This is a genomic window from Virgibacillus dokdonensis, from assembly GCF_900166595.1.
In the GTDB taxonomy this organism is placed as follows: Bacteria; Bacillota; Bacilli; order Bacillales; family Amphibacillaceae; genus Virgibacillus; species Virgibacillus dokdonensis.
In genome coordinates this window covers 1314107-1338297 of sequence record NZ_LT745763.1, presented here as the reverse complement: position 1 = coordinate 1338297, position 24191 = coordinate 1314107, and the positions used below count along the sequence as shown (strand labels likewise).

General features: G+C 36.7%; 26 protein-coding genes, 1 pseudogene and 1 other annotated feature. Of the genes and pseudogenes, 13 read left to right on the top strand and 14 right to left on the bottom strand.

What is annotated here, in order from left to right; translation table 11 throughout:
• Positions 1–474: 474 nt before the first annotated feature.
• A pseudogene (locus B2C77_RS07750) lies at positions 475–1441 on the top strand (IS30 family transposase).
• Between the two features lie 85 nt (positions 1442–1526).
• On the opposite strand, the gene B2C77_RS07745 reads toward B2C77_RS07750, so the two are convergent.
• The gene (locus B2C77_RS07745; protein WP_073010764.1) at positions 1527–2111 is read right to left on the bottom strand and encodes a GNAT family N-acetyltransferase; all 585 of its coding nucleotides are present in this window, start codon (positions 2109–2111) and stop codon (positions 1527–1529) included.
• A 523-nt stretch (positions 2112–2634) separates the two neighbouring features.
• Between B2C77_RS07745 and B2C77_RS07740 the strand changes: the two genes are divergently transcribed.
• Both B2C77_RS07740 and B2C77_RS07735 read left to right on the top strand, forming a co-directional pair.
• On the top strand, positions 2635–3591 hold the full coding sequence (locus B2C77_RS07740) for an IS4 family transposase (RefSeq protein WP_077703100.1): 957 nt from the start codon (positions 2635–2637) through the stop codon (positions 3589–3591).
• Positions 3492–4322 (top strand): IS4 family transposase, encoded by an 831-nt coding sequence (locus B2C77_RS07735; RefSeq protein WP_077703099.1) that lies wholly within the window; start codon positions 3492–3494, stop codon positions 4320–4322. The genes B2C77_RS07740 and B2C77_RS07735 overlap by 100 nt, the downstream gene beginning before the upstream one ends.
• Positions 4323–4597: 275 nt before the next feature.
• On the opposite strand, the gene B2C77_RS07730 is transcribed toward B2C77_RS07735, so the two are convergent.
• Entirely contained in the window at positions 4598–5800 is a 1203-nt protein-coding gene (locus B2C77_RS07730) for a putative glycoside hydrolase (protein ID WP_077703098.1), read from the bottom strand.
• A 344-nt stretch (positions 5801–6144) separates the two neighbouring features.
• Between B2C77_RS07730 and selD the strand changes: the two genes are divergently transcribed.
• The 3 genes from selD to trpS all read left to right on the top strand — a co-directional run bounded on the left by selD (position 6145) and on the right by trpS (position 9587).
• The gene (gene selD / locus B2C77_RS07725; RefSeq protein ID WP_077703097.1) at positions 6145–7194 is read left to right on the top strand and encodes a selenide, water dikinase SelD; all 1050 of its coding nucleotides are present in this window, start codon (positions 6145–6147) and stop codon (positions 7192–7194) included.
• Positions 7195–7216: 22 nt separating this feature from the next.
• The gene (gene mnmH, locus B2C77_RS07720) at positions 7217–8260 is read left to right on the top strand and encodes a tRNA 2-selenouridine(34) synthase MnmH (RefSeq protein WP_077703096.1); all 1044 of its coding nucleotides are present in this window, start codon (positions 7217–7219) and stop codon (positions 8258–8260) included.
• Positions 8261–8351: 91 nt separating this feature from the next.
• Positions 8352–8533, top strand: a binding site (T-box leader).
• Between the two features lie 55 nt (positions 8534–8588).
• Positions 8589–9587: a tryptophan--tRNA ligase gene (gene trpS / locus B2C77_RS07715; protein ID WP_077706860.1), complete on the top strand. Its 999-nt coding sequence runs from the start codon at positions 8589–8591 to the stop codon at positions 9585–9587.
• 314 nt (positions 9588–9901) lie between these two features.
• Here trpS and B2C77_RS07710 read toward each other — a convergent pair whose 3' ends face one another.
• From B2C77_RS07710 to B2C77_RS07685, 6 genes are all read right to left on the bottom strand, one after another.
• Entirely contained in the window at positions 9902–10657 is a 756-nt protein-coding gene (locus B2C77_RS07710) for a YjbA family protein (protein ID WP_077703095.1), read from the bottom strand.
• A gap of 166 nt (positions 10658–10823) precedes the next feature.
• Positions 10824–11027, bottom strand: coding sequence for a YuzI family membrane protein (locus B2C77_RS07705; protein WP_077703094.1), 204 nt, complete (start codon positions 11025–11027; stop codon positions 10824–10826).
• A 206-nt stretch (positions 11028–11233) separates the two neighbouring features.
• A complete protein-coding gene (fabF, locus tag B2C77_RS07700; protein ID WP_077703093.1) occupies positions 11234–12475 on the bottom strand; it encodes a beta-ketoacyl-ACP synthase II in 1242 nt (413 codons plus the stop codon).
• 26 nt (positions 12476–12501) lie between these two features.
• The gene (locus B2C77_RS07695) at positions 12502–13443 is read right to left on the bottom strand and encodes a beta-ketoacyl-ACP synthase III (RefSeq protein ID WP_077703092.1); all 942 of its coding nucleotides are present in this window, start codon (positions 13441–13443) and stop codon (positions 12502–12504) included.
• 409 nt (positions 13444–13852) lie between these two features.
• Complete coding sequence (locus B2C77_RS07690) at positions 13853–14812, bottom strand: BMP family ABC transporter substrate-binding protein (protein ID WP_438272959.1); 960 nt, start codon at positions 14810–14812, stop codon at positions 13853–13855.
• Positions 14813–15066: 254 nt separating this feature from the next.
• The gene (locus B2C77_RS07685) at positions 15067–15693 is read right to left on the bottom strand and encodes a hypothetical protein (protein WP_176087293.1); all 627 of its coding nucleotides are present in this window, start codon (positions 15691–15693) and stop codon (positions 15067–15069) included.
• 361 nt (positions 15694–16054) lie between these two features.
• Between B2C77_RS07685 and B2C77_RS07680 the strand changes: the two genes are divergently transcribed.
• Complete coding sequence (locus tag B2C77_RS07680; RefSeq protein WP_073006176.1) at positions 16055–16228, top strand: DUF2929 family protein; 174 nt, start codon at positions 16055–16057, stop codon at positions 16226–16228.
• Positions 16229–16407: 179 nt separating this feature from the next.
• Here the strand turns inward: B2C77_RS07680 and B2C77_RS07675 are convergent, their stop codons facing one another.
• Positions 16408–16746 (bottom strand): hypothetical protein, encoded by a 339-nt coding sequence (locus tag B2C77_RS07675; RefSeq protein WP_077703089.1) that lies wholly within the window; start codon positions 16744–16746, stop codon positions 16408–16410.
• Positions 16747–17039: 293 nt separating this feature from the next.
• Between B2C77_RS07675 and B2C77_RS07670 the strand changes: the two genes are divergently transcribed.
• Entirely contained in the window at positions 17040–17864 is an 825-nt protein-coding gene (locus tag B2C77_RS07670) for an undecaprenyl-diphosphate phosphatase (protein WP_414930302.1), read from the top strand.
• An 80-nt stretch (positions 17865–17944) separates the two neighbouring features.
• Here the strand turns inward: B2C77_RS07670 and B2C77_RS07665 are convergent, their stop codons facing one another.
• Both B2C77_RS07665 and B2C77_RS07660 read right to left on the bottom strand, forming a co-directional pair.
• Positions 17945–18256: a metal-sulfur cluster assembly factor gene (locus B2C77_RS07665; protein WP_073006171.1), complete on the bottom strand. Its 312-nt coding sequence runs from the start codon at positions 18254–18256 to the stop codon at positions 17945–17947.
• A gap of 154 nt (positions 18257–18410) precedes the next feature.
• A complete protein-coding gene (locus B2C77_RS07660; protein WP_077703087.1) occupies positions 18411–19172 on the bottom strand; it encodes a prolyl oligopeptidase family serine peptidase in 762 nt (253 codons plus the stop codon).
• 327 nt (positions 19173–19499) lie between these two features.
• Between B2C77_RS07660 and B2C77_RS07655 the strand changes: the two genes are divergently transcribed.
• From B2C77_RS07655 to B2C77_RS07645, 4 genes are all read left to right on the top strand, one after another.
• The gene (locus tag B2C77_RS07655) at positions 19500–20321 is read left to right on the top strand and encodes a Cof-type HAD-IIB family hydrolase (protein ID WP_077703086.1); all 822 of its coding nucleotides are present in this window, start codon (positions 19500–19502) and stop codon (positions 20319–20321) included.
• 250 nt (positions 20322–20571) lie between these two features.
• The gene (locus B2C77_RS21600) at positions 20572–20721 is read left to right on the top strand and encodes a hypothetical protein (protein WP_176087292.1); all 150 of its coding nucleotides are present in this window, start codon (positions 20572–20574) and stop codon (positions 20719–20721) included.
• Position 20722: 1 nt separating this feature from the next.
• On the top strand, positions 20723–20929 hold the full coding sequence (locus B2C77_RS07650; RefSeq protein ID WP_077703085.1) for a DUF3813 family protein: 207 nt from the start codon (positions 20723–20725) through the stop codon (positions 20927–20929).
• A gap of 253 nt (positions 20930–21182) precedes the next feature.
• Positions 21183–21446, top strand: coding sequence for a NifU N-terminal domain-containing protein (locus B2C77_RS07645; protein ID WP_077703084.1), 264 nt, complete (start codon positions 21183–21185; stop codon positions 21444–21446).
• Between the two features lie 239 nt (positions 21447–21685).
• Here B2C77_RS07645 and B2C77_RS22345 read toward each other — a convergent pair whose 3' ends face one another.
• The 3 genes from B2C77_RS22345 to B2C77_RS07635 are packed head-to-tail and all read right to left on the bottom strand — an operon-like array spanning position 21686 to position 22965.
• Positions 21686–21817, bottom strand: coding sequence for a hypothetical protein (locus tag B2C77_RS22345; RefSeq protein WP_303046176.1), 132 nt, complete (start codon positions 21815–21817; stop codon positions 21686–21688).
• Complete coding sequence (locus B2C77_RS07640; RefSeq protein WP_077703083.1) at positions 21811–22101, bottom strand: hypothetical protein; 291 nt, start codon at positions 22099–22101, stop codon at positions 21811–21813. The genes B2C77_RS22345 and B2C77_RS07640 overlap by 7 nt, the downstream gene beginning before the upstream one ends.
• Positions 22102–22122: 21 nt before the next feature.
• Positions 22123–22965 carry a YitT family protein gene (locus B2C77_RS07635; RefSeq protein ID WP_077703082.1) on the bottom strand — a complete coding sequence of 281 codons (843 nt, stop codon included), beginning with the start codon at positions 22963–22965 and terminating at the stop codon, positions 22123–22125.
• Between the two features lie 182 nt (positions 22966–23147).
• Here B2C77_RS07635 and B2C77_RS07630 point away from each other — a divergent pair, with 182 nt between their 5' ends.
• A complete protein-coding gene (locus tag B2C77_RS07630) occupies positions 23148–24020 on the top strand; it encodes a DegV family protein (RefSeq protein WP_077703081.1) in 873 nt (290 codons plus the stop codon).
• The last annotated feature ends 171 nt before the right edge of the window (positions 24021–24191 follow it).

Sequence of the window (24191 nt, the reverse complement as noted above, 5' to 3'; positions counted from 1 at the left end):
ATATAAATGCCTCAAAATGGATTAAAAATTACAAATCACCGTTTCCACCTTTTGAAGAGGCTATTGAAATTCGAACTAGGGAAAAAGGATAACAATTGGTTAAATAATTTAAGGAAGACTGATTTAACGGTGGAAATTCATTAACCGCAGACCCTTCTTTAGTTCCTATGATAATTGGAACAACTTGTTATATACCATTAGACGATCGTTCTACATTTGTCATTAATTACGTCTAAACCACCATAGAAAAGCCTTTTTACTAAATAAGTAAAAAGGCTTTTCTAGGTGCTATTAGTCACCCACTTCAAGAATAGGACAATGTGCATTTTACAAGGCTAAACAAGAAATAACTGCACCTTTGCGGATTTTGTTTTTTATATTACCTAGATTGTAAAATTAAGCGAGACACCAAAAAAGACATGTCATGATATACTCAACGAATAACCAACCAAAGTTAAGGAGAGTGTATCTGACATGTCCTACACCCATCTTACCAAAACAGAACTGGTATTCATAGAGGAATATCATGAATTCGGCCTTTCTGGTCGAAAAATTGCCAATAAATTAAAGCGTGGCCATGAAGCTGTTTATCGTGTTATTAGACAACTGAAAGAAGGACTTACTGCGATAGACGTTTATCTACAATATCAAGCGAATAAAGCGATATGTGGTCGTAAAAAGATTCAATTAACACCTAACGAAAAAGCCTATATTCATGAAAAAGTCCGCGATGTCGCCTGATGTAATAATCGGACGAAACGAAAAGACTATCTCCTGCAGCATGCGCACGCTTTATCGAAAGTTTTCATCAGGCGAATTTAACCAAAATGATTTACCTATGCAAGGCAAACGCAAACCAAATGGTCACCAAGAAAGAAGAGGAAAACAAAAATTTCGCCGCACCATCCTTGATCGTGATCACGATCACCCAAATTACAAGAAAGAATTTGGTCATCTAGAAGGAGATACCATTGTGGGACGTCATCACAAGAGCGCTGTCATCACGCTTGTTGAGCGTTTAACAAAATGCATCATCGCAATTAAACCAGCTGGTAGACAGGCAACCAATATTGAAACATCGCTCAATCAATGGTTTGAGCGATTACCTAAACACTTATTTAAGTCCATTATCTTTGACTGCGGAAAAGAGTTTTCCAATTGGAAATCCATCAGCAATGAACAAGATGTTGATATTTATTTTGCAGATCCTGGAACGCCATCCCAAAGGGGGCTAAATGAGCATTCCAACGGTCTTCTGAGAAAGAATGGGCTACCAAAAGAAATGGACTTTAATCCTGTGTCACAAGAGTATATTTCTGAGGTTGCACTCCGACGGAATAACATACCAAGGAAATCATTGAAATACAAAACACCAATGGAGTGTTTCATAGATTATGTCGGTCAGGATTTTGATAAAAGCATGTTGTCTCGCTTAATTTGACAAATCAAATTATTAGAAAAACTTACCTATCACCATAAAGAATTGCCGATAAGTACAGGGTTTCTCCATTGACGTAATACACCCTTTATTTATCTGCTTGTAAATTGTCAAAAATGTTATTTTCTCGGTCCTCATCATATTTTAAAACCTCGTCTACATGCTGATAACTTCGACCATAGACCTCTTTATCTTTATACGTATGAATTACTTCATACATTTGTTTCATCTGCTCATATATAAAACCTTCTGATTCATTACTTGGCGACCAGTATAGTATCTCCAATTCGGTGTCTTCGTTGGTAGCAAGCGATCTCCTACTATAACCAATCGATTGCGCATGTGCAAAACCTTCTCTTCGGTAAAAATGTAATCTTTTTGCTGTATCCGTATCTTCATAATCAACTGGCTCAACCTCTAGAATTATTGGCTTATTCTTTTCTTTCAACTTCTCAAGTAATGAATGTCCTATCCCTTTACCCCTAGCTTTAGATGACACCCATAAATAATCAATAAAGATGAAAGTATCAAATTCTGCATACATCATTACGTGCAAGTCACTTTCATCTTTGTAATAGACATTACCTTTCTCATCCAAAAGCTTCTCCATATGCTCCTTCGACTTCATCTCTTCTACAGAAAAATAATTATTTAACTTTTCATACCAATTCATTGATCCACTCCCTTATTTTTTAGTACGCTTTATAAGTATAAGTATTAGGAAGATTTGCTTGCCATTAAAACAGCATAAACGGTAGTTTGCCTAATACTATAAACCTTAAAACGTTAAACTTTTCTATAGTATAACGAAAAAAAGAATATTTGTTAAATTACTAATGAACAAAGGCGCAAGCGCCCGGTTAGCAACGTAGCGAGTGGAACGAATCAACTAAAGTTTTAGGAATCACGGTGAGGAACGAACCGATGATGACTTATCGTAAGGCGATTCGTGAAGTCGCCTAGTTGCTGGGCGCTGGAGCCGGACGTGGCTAAATAACTTAGTTAGTTTATCCACAGCTGCAAAATTTTATAATTTCCTCACTAGCGTTGCATAAACTTTTTATAAAGTAGTCAAGAAAAAACAACTCGTGTCAATACTAAGAATAATAGGAATTATCAATACAAAAACGCATAAAAAAACCTTATAATAAGGGAATGGTAGTCCTGTCCAAATCCCAAATTATAAGGAGTCTTTCATGGACAATCATACCATAAAAATGGTATTCAAGGAATACATTCATCCATTAGATACAAAAGTTATTCAAAAAATGATTGATATAGAAGGGGTAGACAAGTATGTGAAAAAGCTAGATACCATTGCCTATATTCGCTTATTTATTTACGCACAACTTAAAAAATCAGAAAATCTTGCAGTAATCAGTCAGTCTGTTTCACGCAAAAAAACGGTGCAGCGATTAGTAGGTATAGACAGTATCAGTAAGTCACAACTCTCGCGTAAGAATAGACAAATCCCACATGAAATACCAGAAGCTATTCTTCGTCATCTCATTCAAAAGGTACAGTATACACTAGGACCTGTGAAAGCAGGAAAGGCATTGCTTCAGCTGCATTTGATTGATTCATCGACTATTTCCATGTGTCTTAGTGGCTATGAATGGGCTGATTTTCGAGAAACAAAAGCCGGGATTAAAATGCACACTTCAATTAGGTTGTGCAATGATACGCTCTCGCTAGATAAGATGATTCTAACGCCAGCCCGACCAGCGGATGAGACACAGCTGGATGAATTAATTGTTTATCAGTTAGATGTGCTTCATGTATTCGATCGCGGGTACTTCAACTTTGCGAAGTTCGATGCCTATTCGGAAAAAGGAATAAAATTTGCAACGCGTATCAAAGCCAATACAGTGGTACACGTCGTGGAAGAGTTACTCGTGGATCCATCTTCTCCCATCACACGCCATGCCATGGTGACAATCGGAAACATGAAACATCCATTACAATTGATAGAGACAACAGATAGTAATGGCAAGCCTATTCGGATTGTGTGTAACGACGCCAAGCGCAGTGCGCAAGAAATCAGCANATTTCCATGTGTCTTAGTGGCTATGAATGGGCTGATTTTCGAGAAACAAAAGCCGGGATTAAAATGCACACTTCAATTAGGTTGTGCAATGATACGCTCTCGCTAGATAAGATGATTCTAACGCCAGCCCGACCAGCGGATGAGACACAGCTGGATGAATTAATTGTTTATCAGTTAGATGTGCTTCATGTATTCGATCGCGGGTACTTCAACTTTGCGAAGTTCGATGCCTATTCGGAAAAAGGAATAAAATTTGCAACGCGTATCAAAGCCAATACAGTGGTACACGTCGTGGAAGAGTTACTCGTGGATCCATCTTCTCCCATCACACGCCATGCCATGGTGACAATCGGAAACATGAAACATCCATTACAATTGATAGAGACAACAGATAGTAATGGCAAGCCTATTCGGATTGTGTGTAACGACGCCAAGCGCAGTGCGCAAGAAATCAGCGATATCTACCGAAACCGCTGGAAAATAGAGTTGTTTTTCAAATGGATCAAGCAACACTTGGTCATTACAACATTATATGGTAAGAGTGAAAATGCCGTTTATAATCAAGTCTATCTTGCAATGATTACCTTTTGCCTGATCATCCTAATGAAAAATAAAATAGGTTTCAAAGGAACCTTGCTGGAAATGTTGCGTTGGATAAAGGATGGTTACGATCAATCCATGGCAACCTTTATTTTGAAAGTACGTAAAGAACCAGAGCGAGAGTCCAGTGGACGACGAAGGTGGGACAATGAGCGAATTTTTGCAGAGACCCTAGCACAATATGAGACAGGAGACGTGTTACACTTAGATGATTTAACATACGATCCATTCGTTTAAAAGTATATACTATTCAAAAAATGGATGAAGGGCTACCTCTCATACCTGTTGTCTTTTTTTCATTGTGTACAAATAACATATATCAGAAAATTCTGTTACCTATGTCTCAAATGGAAAATTAACGCTTGACTTGAAGCATTACTTTTTATGCAACGCTAGTGATAATTTCCTAGACCAGCACAAAAATATACTTATAGGATTTACAAAATTAATACATTTTATATAAAAATGGAGAAGTTTTACCGTTTCAATAAACAGCAACTTCTCCATTTTTATTATTCGTCTAATCCAATTGTGTAATCAACATTTTCTGAATACGTGTTACCAGCATTCCAAAGCAAGAACTCATTTATTTCATTTTCATACAACGCCTTAATCTGCGCCTCTACTTCGGCTTTGCCGTATTGCTTCGTTGCTCCAGAATACAACCAAGGTGCTTCAAAGTCTTGAAGCCAAGGTCTTGAAACTGGCGGTTCTTCTAAAGCACCTAATACTTTATTTTCCATCTTCGCATACTCATCCACTAATTTATAAGGCTCGGTATCTGGCTTTTCAATACCGAAATGAGATGTCCAATGACTAGGATAAATCATGGACGAAATAATATCTACGTTCTCTGATATTTTAGAAAAGTTCTGTCCAATTCCAGGCGCTTCTTCTATCGTAGCTGCATAACCAAAAATATCTACAGAAACATCAACATCGTAGTTTGATAATTCATTTCGCGCATATTCTACGAAATCAGTAACTGCTTGAACACGCTTTTGCACATCGTCCATTTCACTGTCCTTATAATCACCTAAACTATAATCCAATTCTTGGTCTCTCGTTTCAAATCCTTCCGGAAAACGAACATAATCAAATTGAATTTCTTGAAAGCCCATCTGCGCAGCCATCTTAGCCACTTCTACATTGTATTCCCATACTTCCTTTTGAAACGGATTAACAAACGCTTCCCCTTTATTATTAACCCACACTTGTCCATTCTTTTTAAATGACAGGTCAGGGCGTTTTTTAGCTAGAACGGAGTCTTTAAAAACTACCACTCTAGCAATCGGATAGATTTCTTTTTCTTCCAGAGTTTCCATCATTTTCTCAGGATTCTGTATCATATTTGAAGCCATATCTTCATAAGGAGAACCTTCTTCAGGAGTGAATGTTAAATTGCCATTATCTTCTTTTACATCAATGACCATTGAATTCAATTCCGTCTGATCAACAAAATCAACAAGATTGTTGAATCTGCTTCCTCCCGCTGAATTTCCAGTCACATAAATACCACGCACCGCATCTGGATATTCAAATTTATAGTCTGAGGTATGTACAAATCGTTTCATACTATCTTTTAACGGCTGTAGGCTAAGTTCACGTTCTTGGTGTAAGCTAGCAGTAGCTGTCTCTTCCCCATGTGCAACCATAGGAAGATTTAATAAAGCAATACTAATCCCTGAGATTAGTAGATTTCGTGTTTTTCTCATGCTTATCAATCTCCATTTTCATAATTGTAGTTCTAGTATAAAGGAAAACCTGTCAATTTTGAATGAAAAATATCAATTTATGTTGAAAATGATTAACATTTCCTAGATCACTCGTTATTTGTTAATAGGACGTGCTAGATTGTATTTATATAGAAGATAGATCCAATTTTCATTAATTCCTTTTTTACATATGCAAATTTAAAAAGTTTGTTCTATAATAAGGGTTAGATATATTAGAAAAACTTGACTTACCGCCAAAACTTCATGGCGGAAGCGGTAGTTTTTCTCAACTATAAAACCTAACAATTATACTTTCCTATAGTATAAGAAAGGAAGTCTTCTTAATGACGAAGAACAATGTAAAACTAACAACGCTCACCACAAAAGGGGGATGCGGTTGTAAAATTGGCCCCGCTGATTTAGCTGACATTATAAAACAACTCCCTTCACCCACTCCAAACCCAAACGTCCTTGTCGGTTTAGATACAAGCGATGATGCTGGAGTATACCAAATTAATGAAGATACAGCTATTGTGCAAACGTTAGATTTCTTTACACCAATTGTAGATGATCCATATTCATTTGGACAAATTGCTGCAGCTAACGCCATTAGTGATATTTACGCTATGGGCGGTACACCAATAACGGCATTGAACATCGTTGCTTTCCCAGTCCACACCTTAGATAAGGAAATTTTAGCCGATATACTACGTGGTGCTGGTGATAAATTGACTGAAGCGGGCGTTGCATTAGTAGGCGGACATTCCATTGATGACAAAGAACCAAAGTTTGGACTTGCCGTAACCGGAATCATACACCCTGCAAAAGTGCGGACAAACAGTGGAGTGAAACCGAATGATAAGTTAATTCTGACAAAACCTATTGGTGTAGGTGTACTAACAACATCTATTAAACGCAATTTACTTACAGATATAGAGATTGAACATGTTACGAAGGTAATGGCTACATTAAATAAAGTAGCTGCTCATATTATGCAAAGTTATGAAATACACGCCTGTACAGACATCACAGGTTTTGGATTGTTAGGCCATGCATCCGAAATGGCCATAGGTAGTGAAGTCAGTCTTACTATATACGACCATAAAGTCCCTAAACTACCTAGGGTTAAGGAGCTAGCAGAATTAGGTGCTATTCCTGGTGGTACAAAGAATAATTTTCAACACGTACAAGGAAAAGTTTCTTTTCCAAGTAGCATGGACCAAATAGACCAGTGGATTTTATGTGATGCGGTTACTTCAGGTGGTCTGTTAATGGCTGTAAAGGATAAAGAAGCTGCTCAACTACTATCTGAATTACAAGCTGAAGGTATACATGCCGCAATTATTGGCGAGGCTACGGAAGATACAAAATCACATATTTACGTACAGGAGTAAGATAGGAAGAGGTGGCAAAACATTGTTGCAAAATATTACTATTGAAGCACTTAGATCAATGAAGGAAAAAAAGAAACTTACGCTTATTGATGTAAGATCTCCTTCTGAATTTAACACCGCCACGATTCCAAACAGTATCAATATTCCCTTTTTTAATGACGAAGAAAGAGCAGAAGTAGGTACATTGTACAAACAAAAAAGTCCTGAAATAGCTAAAGAGCATGGCTTAAAAATAATGTCTGCAAAACTACCTGATTTTGTGAAAAGTTTTTCAAATACAGATGGAGAAAAGATTGTATTCTGTTGGCGCGGTGGCATGCGGAGTAAAACGACAGCTACTGTTTTAGACTTAATGGGAATTGAAGTTTATCGGTTAGATGGAGGCTATCGCAGTTATCGCAACTGGGTTGTGAACACGTTAGAAAATTTAAATTGGGATACGAAAGCAGTCGTACTAAACGGTCATACCGGATCAGGAAAAACAACCATACTTAGAAGATTAGCAAAGCTAAATTACCCTGTTATTGATTTAGAAGGAATGGCTAATCACCGTGGTTCCATATTTGGTCAAATTGGCTTACAACCACATAACCAAAAAACATTTGATGCGTTGCTCATCGAACAAATAGAAAGCATAAAACAAACGCCATTTATGCTTATTGAAGGTGAAAGTAAGCGAGTAGGTAGAGTGATTTTACCAAACTTTCTCTTAAAAAAGAAGACGGAGGGCACGCAATTTATCATTGAACTTCCCATTGAAGAACGAACCGCAGAAATTATAAAAGAATACGAACCTTGGAAGTATAAAGAATCATGTTTAGAAGCATTTAAACGTATCAAAAAGCGCATTCATACACCTATTGCTAAAAAAATTGAAACGGAATTAAAAGCAGGACACTACGAATTAGCAGTCATGCTATTGCTCAAATATTATTATGATCCTTTATACGACTATACGACGAAACAAATACCCGATGAGAAAAAAATAAGAATTAAAGCGAAAAATATATCGGAAGCCTATCAATTATTAAAGGAGCAGATAGATAACCACTATTATGCGAAATGACCTAATCAGCAGATGACAAGAAATGGCGTAGACGCCAAACTCCTGCCTTGCAATCTTTAACAAAGCTTTATATAATAATACAAAACAAATACCATTAGCGATGACAAAGATATAGTACAATATCCCCGCTGGTTTTTAAGAGAGCTTGTGGCAGGTGAAAACAAGCACCATGGTTTATTGGAATTGGGCTTTAGAGCTTGTTAACATGAATTAATGAAGTGACCTTTCTATGGAAGGTAATTAGGGTGGCAACGCGGTTCAATCGTCCCTGTAACAGGGGATAATTGAACCTTTTTATATGGAAAATAATGAAAATGGAGTGAACAAAATGACAACAATTTTTTCAGGAATTCAACCAAGTGGTACGTTAACTTTAGGAAATTACCTCGGTGCATTAAAACATTTTACGGAACTTCAAGATGACCATACATGCTATTTTTGTATTGTGGATGAACATGCTATTACTGTTCCGCAAGATCGATTAAAACTTCGAAATAACATCCGTTCGCTTGCAGCCTTATATTTAGCAGCCGGTATTGATCCAGAAAAATCAACGCTATTTATCCAATCAGAAGTCCCTGCACACACGCAATTAGGATGGATGCTACAATCCATCAGTTATATGGGTGAGTTAGAACGAATGACCCAATATAAAGATAAATCTGCAGATAGAGAAGCTGCTATTCCGTCGAATTTGCTCACCTATCCTGCCTTAATGGCGGCTGATATTTTACTATATCAAACCGATCTCGTTCCTGTAGGAGAAGATCAGAAACAACATTTAGAATTAACGAGAAATTTAGCACAACGATTCAACAATCGATATAACGATATCTTTACTGTTCCAGAGGTAAGTATACCTAAGGTTGGAGCTCGTATTATGTCATTGCAAAACCCATTAAAGAAAATGAGTAAGTCCGATGAGAATGAAAAAGGATTTATTTCTATGCTTGATGAACCAAAAAAAATCGAAAAGAAAATTAAGAGTGCTGTCACTGATTCTGAAGGAATCGTGAAATACGATAAAGAAAACAAACCGGGTGTATCTAACCTATTATCTATTCATTCCATCTGCTCTGGTGAATCTATTGCATCCCTTGAGCAAAAATATGCGCACAAAGGTTATGGAGAATTTAAGCAAGGAACAGCTAATGCTATCATTGAGGTGTTAAAACCAATTCAAGACAACTATTATTCACTCTTGGATTCTGAACAATTAGATTCAATTTTAGATTCTGGTGCCGAAAAAGCTGCCCTCACCGCAAATCGAACAGTTGCAAAAGCCAAAAAAGCAATGGGCTTAGGAAGAATAAAAAAGAAAAAATAATGTAAAATCAATGAGTGGGGCTTTTCTGTTATCCCCATTCATTGTTTAGTAACCCTAGGGGGGATGACCTATAGGCCTCTTGATTTAGGTGCTATTATTACCCGATTTGTTTTGTCCAACACTTATATAAAGAGATAAAAAACTTTCTCATTATTACGACATTCCTATAATGAAAAAAATTGGGTAAAGCGTAGTTGCTTAACCCGTTACTTTAACACTATAGAAAAGTATAAGTTTTAAGGATTGTAGTATAAGAAAAACTACAGCTTCCGCCATAAAGATTTGGCGGTAAGCCAAGTTTTTCTAAACATCCATTATTGCGAAGCGTTTTGTTCTTGCCCATTTTCTATTTCCCACATTTTTTCCAAGAAAGGCTGTCCTTTAATAAGTTTGTGACAGAAATCCTCATGCCGATCACTCCACCCTTTTTTCACGCCTTCATATAGGGCAGTCCAAACTGCTTTCTCATCCATAAAACGAATATATGGATAACGTTTTGGGTTCCATTCTGTTAACCAATAACGTAACTCTTCCAAATTATTTGTCGTCCATAACTGATCTAACCCCATCATCATTAATTGTTTTAGTTGACGCTCTCTTCTAGTTAATCCAAAAACGAGTTCTGGTGGCATAGAAAGCATATGGTATTCTTTTTTATAATTGTTCCCGTCATATTTAAACGATTGCACTTTGGCATTTTTTATCATATCGTAGACGAGCTGTTCCTGCCTTGGAATTAATCTGCTTTTTCGAACTGGGATCCGATAACCAATAGTGTCAAAGATAAGGATTTCCTTGCCATCTGTTATAATGCTAGCATATTCTAGAACTGTTCTATCATGCCCTTTGCGCATATAAGCACGCTTATAGATAGCATCTAAAAGCGGTTTTGGGATTTCCTGCATATCATTTTCAATATAAGAGAACAGTTCTTTCGTTATGTATAATAATGGTATTTGATCTAATAATTCAATACCATCATCTTTACGCCACTCATGAAAATAACATACATTATAACCATTCTCTTCTCCTTCAAACCAATTCACCCAAACATCATGCATATATAGCATAAAACAACCCTCACTTTTTCAAACTGAATTTAACATACATTATGACCATCTAGCAGACAAAATATTCTAGTTACAACATATTATTTTTCAAATGAGCGTTTTAAACTATATGTTTTCAACAAAAATTTTTAAGATAACTACGACGAAGTATTTGTGAAATAGATGGCTAACTGTTTGGGTAACGTTTTAAAGCAATATGCATGAGAATCAGCCCAACTGGCAAAAAATAACATTCTACTCTACTAGTTATAAAACTCATATACTCTCCCCATGATAGACCTGCTGGAAGAAAATTCATATATGCAATAATGGTGACGCCACCCATAATAGAAAAACCAAAGCCCATTAAAAATAAAAACACGTATCCCATTTTCTCTCTCCTGCCTTGTCCTTTTTAATAGACTATGCTTGTCCCAAACTATACATGTTAGAAAAACTGTCCCTTTTCCAACTCTCCATAACGAAAGACACCACTTTGCTTATTAATAAAGAAAAAAGCCGATCAAATTTGATCGGCTTTAAATTGATTTTATGACGTTTCATAACTATGAAGAATTCTTCCTTCTCGCTTTCCAACTATGCTTGGTATTTTTTAAATAGTAGTGCAACATTATGACCGCCAAATCCAAGCGAATTACTTAATACAACTTGAACATGCTGTTTTCTTGCCTTGTTTGGAACATAATCCAAGTCGCAATCTGGGTCAGGATGTTCAAGATTAATGGTAGGCGGAACGATTCCTTCTTCAATTGCTTTAACAGAAATCACCGATTCTACACCGCCAGCAGCACCTAGTAAATGTCCTGTCATTGATTTTGTTGAAGAAATGGCAACATCATTCGCATGGTCGCCCAATACTGTCTTTATAGCAGCAGTTTCAAATTTATCATTAAGGGCTGTGCTCGTACCATGTGCATTAATATAATCAACCTCATTTGGTGCAATTGTTGCATCATTTAACGCCATATCCATCGCACGTGCTGCACCTTCGCCGTTTTCTGCTGGCGCAGTAATATGATAAGCATCACCAGTAGCACCGTAACCAACAATTTCTGCGTAAATATGTGCCCCACGATCTAACGCCGTTTCTAAGTCTTCTAACACTAAAACACCGCAACCTTCTCCCATTACAAACCCATCACGATATTTGTCAAATGGGCGACTTGCTTTTTGTGGATCTTCATTAAGAGAGAGTGCTTTGGCAGAAGAAAAGCCAGCAAACGCCATGTTAGATATCGGCGCTTCTGTTCCACCGGTAACAATGGCATCGGCATCACCACGCTGCACGGCTTTAAAAGCATCACCTATGGAACTTGCACCTGAAGCACAAGCTGTAACAGAACATGAATTTATCCCTTTTGCACCTAATTGAATAGAAACTTGACCCGCAGCCATATCTGGGATCATCATTGGTACAAAAAATGGACTAACTCGCTTAGGTCCTTTTTCTAACAGTTTTCGATGCTGATCTTCCCAAGTTTGCATACCACCGATACCACAGCCAATCCAAACGCCTACACGATTCCGATTATCATCATCAATAGTAAGGTCGGCATCTTCAACCGCCATTTTGGACGCCACAACAGCATATTGTGTAAACAAGTCCATTTTACGAACGTCTTTCTTCTCGATATAGGCACTTGGATCAAAATCTTTCACTTCTCCAGCTACCTTAGCCGGAAATAGTTCTTTATCCACTTTGGTCACAAAATCAATCCCTGATTTCCCTGAAATTATGTTTTCCCACATGGTACTAACATGATTTCCAACAGGCGTAACAGCACCAACTCCTGTTACTACAACTCTTCTTTGTTTCATATGGTTTTCCTCCTAGCTCCATCCAGTTATCTTCCCCATTTTATGGCTAAGGCGCCCCATGTTAAACCGCCGCCAAAGCCAACTAAAACGATCAAATCATTATCATTTATTTTACCATCTGCGACTGATTCCGACAAAGCAATTGGTATAGAAGCTGCAGAGTTATTGCCATACTTCTTTACTGTTTGGGCCATCTTATCTTCGGAGATACCTAATCGCTGCCGAGCCGCCTCCATGATGCGTATATTTGCTTGATGTGGCACTAAATAATCTACATCATCTTCTTTATATCCAGCAGCTTTAATTACATTAACAGATGATTCTGGCATTTGTCTGACAGCAAATTTAAATACTTCACGACCATTCATATATAAATAACCAGTATCTTTTTCCTGCTTTAATTCTTTTCCGCCTGCACCATTAGCACCTAATTCGAACGAAAGAATCCCTTTACCATCCGATACTTGGCCCATTACGGCTGCACCAGCACCATCACCAAACAATACGCATGTGCTACGATCTGACCAATCAGTAATCTTTGACAGCTTTTCTACTCCTACAACTAATACATGTTTATATGTGTTGTTTTCAATAAATTGCTTTGCTGTTACCATCCCATACATAAAACCTGAACAAGCTGCACTAATATCCATGGCTGCTGCATTCCTTGCACCTAAACGTTCTTGAATCGTACAGCTAACAGAGGGAAATGGTGTGTCAGGAGTTACTGTTGCGACTAAAATAAGGTCTATATCATTAGGTTCTAGATTCGCATTGTTGATAGCTTTTTCTGCTGCTAAAAATGCCATATCTGAAGTATCCATGTCCTCTTCTGCTATTCTTCTTTCTTCAATACCTGTTCTCGTACGAATCCACTCATCATTTGTATCGACGATCTTCTCTAAATCATGATTCGTAACGACTTTTTCAGGAACATAATGACCTAAGCCTAAAACACCAACATCCATATTTCCATCTCCTTAAAAAATCTAAAATAATTATTATCTATTATTATTACTTGGTACTAATTTTAATGTATTGTAATTTTTTTTGCAAGTTACAGGCTGATAATCTTACCTAGCTTTTAAATGATGGTTCGTAGGGAGGTTTCTTTTATTCTTACTACTTGTTCACAGCATTAGCGAAAATTAGCTTATCGTCCATTCTTTATAACATCAAACGCTTTGACTATTTTTCTATCGTTTAATGGTGTAACATGAAGGCTTGTACAAAATAGAAGTTTATGCGAAAAGCTTTAATTTGCTGCATACTTGTTCAGTCAAGCGTAAAACTTATAGTAGCTTATATTCAGTTTAAAAAGGGAGAGAGGAAACTTTCAATACCGAATAGTAATCGATATGAAATAACAAGACTACATTACATTTCAGGGAGTAAACCCGTATTTGTATAATGTTCCATTGCTTGGTTCATCTCATATTGATAAGAGTGGGGAACTTGGTCATTAAAAGGCGCTAAAGAAATAACACCATCTTGAAAATCAAAGCTTTTTAACTGTCCGGCTAAATTACGATCATTTACATGTTCCACTGCATATTCATACAGTTTCTCTACATGGTGGACAGTCGAAGTTAAAACTGTATGCTCTGCTAACTCTGCTTGATTAGTCCTATACCCAATGGCATAAACCTCATCTCTTTTTGCTTGCTTAATAATCTCTTCACTAAAAGCATCACCTATTGGATAAAATACATCTACGCCGGTTGATTTCATTTGTTGGTAAATCCCTTGTGCCGTTTGCACCTCATTCCAGTCATTTAAAAAAGCTAATTCTATTTCCGCTTTCGGGTTTACATTTTTAACGCCCTCAAAGAAGCCTTCAATCTCTGGCTGCCATTCATTAGTGGCAATGATGCCCACTTTATTTACAGCTGTCATTTTACCAGATAACATACCAGCAAAATATCCAGCCGCATACGTATCAAATGTAAAACTAGTTACATTTTTTGCAACATAAGAACCATTAAAATAAACAAACTGTATATGAGAATAATTCTCAGCAACGTCTGTAAAGTGTTTTCCATAAAAAGAACTATGGCCAAATATAAAATTTACTCCTTGATTGGAAAATTCCTCTATCGCTTCAATAATTTCCTTCTCAGTTGCAACATTTTCTTTATAATAAACATCCATTCCGTACTTTTCTCCTAATGAAACAAGTCCTTGGTACCCTTTTTCATTCCATATGTGATCAGAGATGTTTCCGTTTAATAACATACCCACACTCTGTATTCGCTGTTCTGTTTGCATGGGGCTACTACAGCTACCTAGTATCATTAACATGCTAATAATTGCAAAGACATTCCGCAATAGAAACACCTCCTACTCTATTTCCGTATAAGACAACTGTCTTTTTTATACTATGGGAAAGTTTAAAGGTTTATAGTATAAGAAAAACGACAGCTTCCACGATAAAGATTTGGCGTTAAGCCAAGTTTTCATAAAATCACTTTTACAAATACATGTACTTAAAAGGGTAGCTCACCTAGCGCAGGCTATGGCACAAAAATTCAACCACACGTACTCAAACATTTACCGTTCGCTTACAAGTCCGTTAATCTACATCCTTTTGATCAGAACATCTTCCCTAATCGTTGATTTCGAAAGTGTTGAATGACCTGATTAACTGTCGCCTCTTTAGGTCTATTGTCCTTAATATCTATATAATTATCAAGTTTTATTTTGTTTACGTTTTGCTTCTCTTCACCTACCTCGTACATTTCTAACCATTTAAGAAAAACGTCTATAAAATCATGAATATATATGGCATGTTGAAGAAAATAATCCGATGAAAAAGGAACAAATTCTCCTTGAAAATACATACCATTCTCTGACATAGGCATCCATTCACCAAATAAAAGAGGTAATTCAATAATTACGCCATTTAGGCTTGTAAATGGATGTACTGTACTTGGATGTGCTAGTGTTACACATAATTCCGCAGAAATATTGACATCTTCTTGAATGGAACCAATACAAATGAATTGTTCATATATTTCGTTTGTATCACCTGAATAAAAGGAAAAATTACTATTTCTCTCAAAAAAAAGAGACAGAGAATCATCTTTTTTACAGTCTACAATCCCCTTTACTTTCAAGCCTTGTTCCAATAATTGATTCGTGATATGAAAACCAATCCAATGATTACAATTTGCAACCACCGTAACCAAAGACACCACTCCTGTTCGTAATTTTTTCATAATACGGTATGCAGTGAATCTTCAAGCAAAGAGCCCTACGCAACATTTGAGCGGTTGGTTAGCAAGGGCATACTTCAAGTTCCTTGCGCAAATAATACATTTAAGCCCTTTTATCTCTGAGGGAACTTCTCTATCATATGTCTTCCTGATTTACATTAGCTTTCTTTCAGATTACATTACTGGATATAGAACAAGTCTTTATGTTTCCATCATATTCCTATGGAGAATAAGACTCTTCCATTCGTTACATTTATGTTATGATTTTCAGTAAATGCAAGTTATACTTTTTTTTTCATCTTTGTTTTGGTAAACTAGAAAGAGATATTCTAATAAAAGTTACTGTAAAAAACGAGGTGTTATCATGCGATACATTGTTACACTTTTCTGGTCATGTTTAATCGGCGCAGTAGTTTCCTATGTTTTATCAAGTATGGGAAGTGAACCATTCAACTTAACAGCAACCATCGGATTATCAGTCGTCTTTTTTGTGATGGTATCCGTACTAGGTGACGGTATTTTAAAAGAAGATAACTAAGTCATTTATAATGACACTGCAACCGTGTGGAAGCCCACACCGTTGCTTTAGTTTATTCTCCATACATAGCTAGTTTCAGGATCGTACGTTCATACCGTACCCACAGTTGCCTAATTGAAGAAAAGGGAAAGCCCTTGCCTCCTTTTAACGTATAAGGCAAGGGTTTTTTCTTGCTTCAATTAATACCATGGTAAAATGCTGAGTGCAGCTAAAGCAGTTAGTGGTAAAATAAGCCTTCGAAAACGGTTAGGAGGGTACCCATATCCTCCGTAACCATAACCAGGCCCGCCGTATCCTGGATAGCCATAACCAAATTGTCTGTGATGTTGGCTATGCCCTTGCTGCATATGTGAGTGATGTTGTTCATGCGCTTCTATTGGTACTGCTAAATATACAGATTCATGATCCAAACCTGTTATTATCCCGTCAACGCTAGAACCATCTACTAACTCAATAAGCACATAAGCATGCATATGATCCTTACAAACATCGTATATATGTTGATGACCGTGACTCATATTATCTGCCTCCTCACCACTCAGCCTATTCATTTGCCCATAGGTTGGTGACTTGTATAGTGCGAAAATCTACTATTGCAGTAAATAGTTAAAAACGCTGTTTTATCGCAAGGCTCTTAGGTTTCTTAAAAGTATATGCATGTAAGTCATCCTTCTTAAATTTTGTTTTTTATAATACAACTAAAGAGCTTACAAAATTGTAAGCTTCTGTAAGGTAAATAAATACCTTGATTTTCCATTTCAGTTTAATCTTACAATAGAGAGATATTGGAGAGGATTTTTTCATGGACGCTATATCTAGCTTAAGTATCATTTTAAAATATTTACTACTCGGTTTATTTCAAGGTTTCACGGAACCAATACCTATTTCATCAAGCGGGCATTTGGTTATGCTTCGTGATCTCCTTCATTTACAAGTCGAATTAACAGGATTGTCATTTGAAATTTTAGTGAATTTTGGGTCACTAATCGCTGTGCTGGTCGTTTTCCGTGAAGATTTAATTCGGTTAACAAAAAATGGGCTTCGATTTATTTTACAAAAAGATAGAGATAATGAAGCAACGGCTGACTTTCAATTTATCGTATTTCTAATTGTAGCAACCATTCCTACGGGAGTTTTAGGCTTCTTATTAAACGACTATATAAGTGACATTAAAGCAGTTACTGTCGGATACACCTTGCTGATTACTGGGGCAGCTTTATGGATAATTCGTAATCTTCACGGGAAGAAAAATGACGGAGATTTAACGATAAAAGACGTACTTATTGTCGGTGCAGCGCAAGCCGTCTCATTAGTTCCTGGAATTAGCCGTTCAGGTGCTACCATTGTTGCTGCCATGCTTGTCGGCATGAAGCGGGAAACAGCTTTTCGTTTTTCTTTTTTACTTTATATTCCCGTTAGCCTTGGTGTTACGATTTTAGGAATAAGTGATATTGTCAAAGATGAAAGGTTTAATGAATTAATGATCCCTTATGCTATTGCCTTTTTAGCTTCCATTATTGCTACATATTTTGCCCTTAAATGGTTCGCTAACATCATGGCTAAAGGCAACCTAAAGTATTTTAGTTTTTATTGTTTCATAGTTGGGATCCTAGCAATTATTATCTTTACACGATAAAACCAATGGATTCCATGGAATAAAAAAAGCAGTTGTCTATTACAGGCAACTGCTTTTGATTCATTTTCTAAGGTAATAAATTAATCTGGAATACCTAGTGCAATTTTAGCATAACGTGACATTCTTTCCTTGCCCCATGGAGGGTTCCATACAATGCTAACTTCCGTTTCTTTCACTTCTGGAATATCAGATAATGCGTGTTTGACGTCTTGCTCAATATGTCCAGCAAGCGGACATCCCATAGAAGTTAGTGTCATTGTAACCTTACATATCCCCTCTTCATCTAATTCTACATCATATACTAAACCTAAATTAACAATATCTATGCCTAATTCAGGATCAATAACATTTTCTAATGCACCAAAAAGATTCTCCTTTAATGCCTCATCCATACAATTTCCCTCCTCCAATATGTTATTACTATTTAAACATATTTTTGTTTATATTTAAAGAAAACAACGCTTGTTACAAACAGTTTGAAAACGGTTTGAATGAATTCCTATGCTTGTAAGCTTGGATATTTATGTGTAGTAGCGTATAACTTGATTATAAATGATTTACAAACCACTTTACTGTTTCAAGTGTGGCAAATCTCCCTACTTTATGACCACGATTTGCTTCTCCTAGAAAAACAATATCTTTAGAGTTAGCATAAGTTGGTGCTACTTGTTTATAAAAAGAGTAAGCATGATTAAACGGTACAATCTCATCTGCTTCCCCATGCCAAAAAAACAACGGGCGTTCATTTAACTTCTCTGGTTGCTGAGACAAATCATACTTAGCTAACCGATCCAATAAGTTCGTAATTTCTTGTTGTTTTACAGGCAGATCGCCCGTTTTTTTAAACGCATCAATAATTTCCTGTGCAAAGGTTGTAATCTTCGGTGTACCCATTAAGATAGCGGCTGCTTTAACCCATTCATATTGGGTAATTGCAGCAGAAGTAGTTATCCCTCCCATGCTTGTTCCCGCTACGCCAAAGCGATCATCTAATAATAATCCAGCTTCATCCACATAATCCTTTATATATTGTAATTCAGTTACATTTTGCACTACAATATCCCAAAAGGATAGTTGTCTTTTCTCCACATGAATGCCATTTTCACGGTTGCCATGATACTTACTATCTGGCAAGATAACCCGGTATCCTTTTTGAGCAAGTAAAAATGCTAGCGGCAAATTATGCTCTTTTGCGCTGGTAAACCCGTGGAAATAAGTAACTACGGGCAAAGCGACGCCATTTTTTTCTGCATCCACTATAATTAAGCTTGGAATGGTATCAATTTTTTCTTCATATATTCCGATCATGCTACACTGTCCCCTTATGTACGTATTCGTATATTTTTCATTCTACTATCACAAAGAATGCCTATCAACTTTTTCATCATCGACACCGTTCATCCTATATCTGAAAAACCTACATTATTATTGGATATTTGATTTTAATTATAAAGCTTCTTTCCTCCCCACTAATTGTTCGGATCGCCGAATAAGCCATCTAAATATATTTTGTTTTTTCAATCTAACAGCAATTTATGTGCAGGATACAGCAGGGTAAGTAGATGTTAGTACAAGTTTTACTTTACATTCCTTCGTTTCGACTATACACTATGAACAGATGAGGTGATTGTAAATATGCAAACAAACAGACACTTAATAGCATTAGATCTTGATGGAACACTGTTAACCGATAAAAAAGAAATAAGCCCTAAAACAAAACAAGTAGTTTTAAAAGCAATGGACGAAGGTCATATCGTTGTTATTGCAACAGGCAGACCACATCGGGCAAGTATTGGTTATTATAAAAATTTAGGGTTAACTACTCCGATGGTAAATTTTAATGGTGCACTTATTCACCATCCAAATGATAAGAAATGGGATGCTCTGCACAGTCCGATGTCTATACGAACAGCTCATAAAATTATCGGAACGTGTTATGAGCTAAATGTACGAAATATATTGGCTGAAGTTATGGATGATGTGTATTTAGATCAATATGATCAAGCCATTATTGATATATTTCATATGTCAAAAAATGACCCCCCTTTTACAATAGGGAGTCTGAGAAATAAATTAACAGAAGACCCTACTTCCATCTTAATTCATCCGAAAGATGAACATATTTCCACATTACGAAAACATCTTGATGACTTTCATGCTGACCTTATTGAACACCGTAATTGGGGAGCACCTTGGAACATTATTGAAATTGTTCGCAAAGGAATGAATAAGGCTGTTGGTTTACAGAAGATTGCTCATTATTTCCATATCCCCGCGGATCGCATTATCGCTTTTGGTGACGAAGATAATGATTTAGAAATGATTGATTACGCAGGGGTAGGTGTAGCTATGGGCAATGCAATTGATGAATTAAAATCCATAAGTAAATACGTGACAGATTCTAATGAAGAAAACGGAATAGCAAATTTCTTACAAACCTATTTAAAAATAGGCTGAAAATCTATTTTCTTATGGTGTTGTTATTCTTTTACAGTCGCGCTTTTACTGCTAAAAAAATATCTTATCACCACTAAAATTCAATTATTTCCATTTATAATTATGGATAAAAAGATCACACTAAGGGTGAGCACAATTCATGTGTTCACCTTTTTTGCTTTCGAATAACAGGAGACCTGATTAAAACGCCTAGGATAACTTCGATCATGATTTTTCAAAAAGTGTGCATATGCACAAGGGAGGAAATATCGTGAGTAAAGCAAGTAAATCAAAGCGTTTTGCCCAACAGAGCGCAGATTCTGTAAAAAGGCATGCTGAACGCTTCCCTTATCGAAGCAGATTCTCTGAGGTGCAGAGAAAACAAGATGAAGCTGATAACCATACAGTAGGAGGGTTTTAGGTTGGAAAACAATCAAAATAATTTATTTCAACAAGCAAGAAATGCTGTGATGAACTTTATGAGTCAGCAAAACAATGCTTCTAATGCAGAAGATAAACAAGCTGCACAAACTGCTATTCAAGCTGCTTATCAGGAGGCTACACCTGAAGAAAAACAGCAATTACAGCAATTGGAAAATCAATTAAGGCAACATAATCAAATACAGTAACCTCTGCAATTAGTAACTTGTATTTGATTAACCCTTACCCCCTCTAGAAAGTCTCTTAACAGGGACTTTCTTATGGATAAATTAAAACCCCTATTACGAATTCTAGCTTCGAAAACTTCCTAACATACATTGGTGTTACGAACGAAATGCTAAAAAGTACGCCTTTAACACATACGCTTAGCGACAAAATACTTTTTAATCCTTCTTATATCTGCTATTATTGAGAATAAGTATGATTTAGGAGGGATGAAATTTGAGTATTCGTGCTGAAGCCACCCCGAATCCAAATGCAATGAAATTTACTGCAGATAAACTAATATTTGAAGGAACAAACAGTATATCCGTAATGCCTGGAGATACGAGTGAATATGACATTTTAAATGATTTAATGCAAGTAGAAGGTGTAGATAATGTTTTTGGATATCAAAACTTTATTACCGTAAATAAGCAATTCGATACAGAATGGGATGATTTAATACCAAAGGTAACAGAAGTAATAGAAAAATATGGATTTTAAAAGGCCAGCATGCTTATTGCTTGGCCTTTTCTTACATTATAGGAAAGATAAAATGAGGTGCTTGTGTATAACGAAATAACTCAATAGCCACGTCCTGCTCCATCACCCAGCAACGAGACGACTTCACGAAATGGCCCTAAGCTAAGTCATCATCGGTTCGTCCCCAAGAGGAAGGCCGACTAAAAATGGGCCCCCCGCCCCTTTGTTCCGTAAAAAACCTTAGGTACACTCCCTTTTGGTTATTTGTTTTCAACATCTACAGGGAAATAATTCGGGTTTATTTTTTCACCATCATGATTCTTTCCATATATCACAATTACTGGAGGTTCCTCCGCATGCAATGTTTCCTCTGGCAGTTTAACCTCTACCATAAACTTCTCCCATTCTTCTCTAAAGGTAAAGCCGTTTCGTCACTAAGGGGCTCTCCTTCATGTTCCAATTGGTAAAATACATCCGTTTCATTCGCATGCGCTTCACCTTGTAAAACAGCTATTCCATCGGTCACTTCCATTTCCAAGTTTTCAAAACGGACGCCGTTTGTCTGTGCTTCTCGTGTTGAAGTGTCTTTGGCTGTGGGGTCGCCCTTTTCATTCTTCGTACTACATCCAAAAAGTACTAATGCTATAGCTATTAACAAGAAAACTTTTTTCCACATAGCTCCCGCTTCCTCTCTTCTTTAATCTCTGCGAAAAAAACCAAATATACCTGTCGTTTGAACGATATTTGTAAATGCGTTCGGATCTACTTCATTAATAATTCGCTCTAAATCATATAATTCATACCGAGTGATGACCAAATAAAGCATATCCTTATCTGTTTTTGTATAAGCTCCTTTAGCTGGAAGAATCGTAATACCACGTACCATAGTTTGGTGAATAGCAGCCTGCAGTTCGTCTGCTTTACGAGTAATGATCATAGCTGTAACCTTTTCATGACGTGTATGAAGAGCGTCAATTACACGTGTCGTTACGTATAAAGTAAGTAAGGTATACAAAGCATTTTCTGGTTCATATAAAATACCAGCGAATGCTATAATAATCGCATTTAACATTAAAAAATACGTACCTATCGGTTTATCTTTCATTCTCGATAAAACCATCGCCACAATGTCCATTCCTCCAGTGGAAGCACCGACTTTAAGTGTAATCCCTACACCAGTACCACCAACAACACCACCAAAGACAGCATTTAAAATAATGTCTTCTGATATTTGAACCATAGGAATAAATTCTAGAAAAAGAGTCGTGCAAAATACAGAAACGACACTATAAATCGTAAACCCTTTACCTACTTTAAGCCAACCCAATATAGCAACAGGGATATTAAATAGAGCTAATAAAATTCCCGTACTAATTCCGATGCCAACGAAATCATTAAAAACGCTAGATGCTAATTGAGCAGCACCAGTAAACCCACTAGCATACACATTTGCTTCAATTAAGAAAAAGTTCAGAGATATTGCATTAAGCAACGCTCCAAAAATGACTACTGCAATTCGTTTTGCTTCAAAAATGAACATGGAGGCCTCCTTCTTCGTTTACAGATAATTAGTCCGTCATCATACACACACCCAAACGCTAGATGTCATTAACTTTTTTATTTGAAAATTATTAAAATTAAACATTTCTTTTTTTTGACTAACTACATAAACAACTATAAACTAAAAGAAAGATTACTAAAAGGAATGTAGGTGAATAAACGATGGATATTAAAATCCTTGCCGATTCAGCTTGTGATTTAACAGCAGATTATTATAATAAATACGACATAGCATTTATACCATTAACCGTCCGGCTTGATGATAAGGATTACGAAGATGTCAAAACAATAGATCCTAAAACAGTTTACCACGCAATGCGTGATGGGAAAACCCCAAAAACATCGCAAGCTTCAGCTCAACGTTTTAAGTCTATTTTTACATCTCATGCTGAAGCAAATCAACCTTTAGTTTACCTTGCTTTTTCTTCTCAACTATCTGGTACATATCAAGCAGCAAAAATGATGGAACAAGAAGTAAAAGAAAGCTATCCCGATGCACCTATTCACGTAATTGATACGAAATGTGCTTCACTAGGGTATGGGCTTGTTGTACTTCATGCAGCAAAGCTTGCCAAGCAAGGAGCGGCGTTACAAAGAATCGTAGAATCAAGTAAGTCCTGCGCTCTTCATATGGAACACATCTTTACTGTTGATAACCTAGAATATCTATATCGAGGTGGCCGTGTAAGCAGAACAGCAGCGTTTGTTGGTTCTTTGTTAAAGATTAAACCAATTCTTCACGTAGAAGATGGCAAGTTAATTCCATTAGAAAAGATACGCGGTTCAAAAAAATTGTTCCTCCGTATGCTAGAAATCATGGAAGAACGCGGTGATGATTTATCAAACCAAACCATTGCAATTTCCCATGGCGATGACTTCGAGCGAGCAGAACAACTTGCTTCCATGATTAAGGAAAAATTTCACGTGAAAGATGTTATTATTGAGATGGTTGGTTCGGTTATAGGTGCGCATTCAGGGCCTGGAACGATTGCACTCTTCTTTTTAAATGATACCGATTTTGATCGCCCTGCATAAATGGAAGCACCAAGCAGAAAAGGGACTTTACATCCCTCTTCGCAAAGTAACAATACGAAGAGGGCAAAATCCCTTTGTGGAAATGTGCAAATAGAACCATCCATTGTTAATAAAATAATGTTCTTATTCGGGTTTCTTCAAATACAAGAAACCGTTGCCAAGGCTCGTCTG